This window comes from Lapidilactobacillus gannanensis (genome assembly GCF_003946675.1).
Lineage (GTDB): Bacteria > Bacillota > Bacilli > Lactobacillales > Lactobacillaceae > Lapidilactobacillus > Lapidilactobacillus gannanensis.
In genome coordinates, this window is sequence record NZ_RHOT01000072.1 from 1 (window position 1) to 1708 (window position 1708).

General features: G+C 37.9%; 2 protein-coding genes and 2 pseudogenes. 1 reads left to right on the forward strand and 3 read right to left on the reverse strand.

All coding sequences use genetic code 11. The features are described from left to right. Positions 1-130: 130 nt before the first annotated feature. Positions 131-346: pseudogene (locus EKM81_RS10990) on the forward strand (hypothetical protein); the annotation flags it as partial. On the opposite strand, the pseudogene EKM81_RS10995 reads toward EKM81_RS10990, so the two are convergent. The 3 genes and pseudogenes from EKM81_RS10995 to EKM81_RS11005 all read right to left on the reverse strand — a co-directional run bounded on the left by EKM81_RS10995 (position 336) and on the right by EKM81_RS11005 (position 1655). Further along, positions 336-842: pseudogene (locus EKM81_RS10995) on the reverse strand (hypothetical protein). The pseudogenes EKM81_RS10990 and EKM81_RS10995 sit on opposite strands and share 11 nt — an antisense overlap. Further along, positions 832-1113: a type II toxin-antitoxin system RelB/DinJ family antitoxin gene (locus tag EKM81_RS11000; RefSeq protein WP_125651607.1), complete on the reverse strand. Its 282-nt coding sequence runs from the start codon at positions 1111-1113 to the stop codon at positions 832-834. Before EKM81_RS11000 ends, EKM81_RS10995 begins: the two are co-directional and overlap by 11 nt. 260 nt (positions 1114-1373) lie before the next feature. Further along, positions 1374-1655 (reverse strand): replication protein, encoded by a 282-nt coding sequence (locus tag EKM81_RS11005; RefSeq protein WP_125651609.1) that lies wholly within the window; start codon positions 1653-1655, stop codon positions 1374-1376. Positions 1656-1708 lie beyond the last annotated feature (53 nt).

Genomic DNA, 1708 nt, shown 5'->3' on the forward strand with positions numbered 1-1708 from the left:
TCAAGACGAAAACCTCTCTCATTGTTTAGTGTTGGAACTTCAATGATACCTGATTTTTCGTCTTGGTGTCTTTTTTTGACCATTTTTTGATCAATCAACATGGGTGGCTAACTTGATTATAAAATTCGCGGAAGATTTTAAATTACGACAATCTAAATACTATGAAAATCGGCAAGCCCGCAAAGCCCGTTCTCGCCGATTAATTCAAAAAGGGGCTTTATTAGAAAAGTACTTTCAAGCTAATAACCTCTCGGTCGAACAAACCGAAGAACTTTTAAAAACATTTGCTGACTATGTTAACGCCCATAAACCGGATAAATTAAAAAACGATCAACCTAATAACTAGGCCGATCGTTTTTATTTTCAGGATTGTTTTTTGGCTTAATTTCTGGATTGTGTTTAGCAAAGTCTTTTAACTGTTTTTGAATTCTTTATGTAAGCTCTGCTTTACTTTCTTTGTGCTTCCTTTTACTTGATCGCTGTTGAATTATCTTTTGACCCTTACCTCTTCTTTTTGATTTTAGGTCAAGCGTAAAATCTGAAATTTTATTTTGATCTAGCTTACTTAAATGACCAATTTCTTTAAAGTTTAAACCGGCTTTTGGAAAGCGATAAATATTACCAAGATCGACCCAGGAAGGTTTCTTCAACCCAGCGGATTGCCAATCTTGAATCAGATAATATTGTTGCTTGATATAAGCCGACTTCTTTTCATACTGACTAGTAATTTTAAAAGCCTCGACCTTCTGTTCTGATACCCGACGAATTAAAACTGGCCGAGACTTGCCACCGTTAGTTTCTACAAAACTAACGTATAGGCTGACTAAGTCATTAGTCCTCATCTGGATTGTTGAGCCAATCAGCGACCTCTTTAGCGTCTTTGAACTCGGTGACTGGTGTCCCTTCGGTCGCCTTTAAAAAGCGTAAATTAGCTCTTTCTTCTTCGCTTAAAGACGCATTAAAAGGTAAAGCACCATTAGCAACAATCCGCTTGTAAAACATGTTAATGGCCGTGGTTGGATTTAAGCCCAATTCGCTTAAAATTGCTTCGGTATCATCGGCCAAATCTTTATCAATCTTGACTTGGACCCGTTTCTTTTCCTTAACTGCCATGATTGTCTCATCCCCTTTCTTTTACTAATACCATTATACTACCTTTTGAGTACCTTATCAATAGATAAAGCCTTGGCCTCAAATCACTCGAGCTTGGAGTTGATCTAAAGGCTGAACTTTTGAGCTGGTTAGCCTGGTTAGCTCTGGCACTCATTTAAAAGCCCCTATTCTTATGTTTAAGCCATTTAAATCTAGTTTGAGTATAAAATAGGTTAGTAAGTCTTAAAATCGCTTAGAAAGGATTTTGTAGCCTTTTAAGACTAGTGGTACAACCAGCTGTTATCGTTGTCGGCCGATTTTTCTTCTTCGGGGTGTTGGGCCGCATATTCTCTAGCCGCTTGTTTATTCCACCAAACGCCAAATAGGTTTTGCATGGTGCCGTATAAGTAGTTCTCAACATTCTTGATGTGCTTCTCATTGCTTCTCAGGGCGTTAAAGTAGCGTCTCAAGGCTTTAGTCATTAAAGGTTTCAGTTCCTCATCATCAAGTGGGAGTTTTATTAACTTTAATCGATCGCCGGATTTAAAATTGAAGTGCAACACCTAAATGACTAGACCAAAAAGGCCATGAAGACCTATTCTTATAGTTACCACAC

Bases quoted from the DNA above. Each gene is read 5' to 3' on its own strand.
- EKM81_RS11000 (WP_125651607.1), bottom strand. From the start codon at position 1,113: ATGGCAGTTAAGGAAAAGAAACGGGTCCAAGTCAAGATTGATAAAGAT.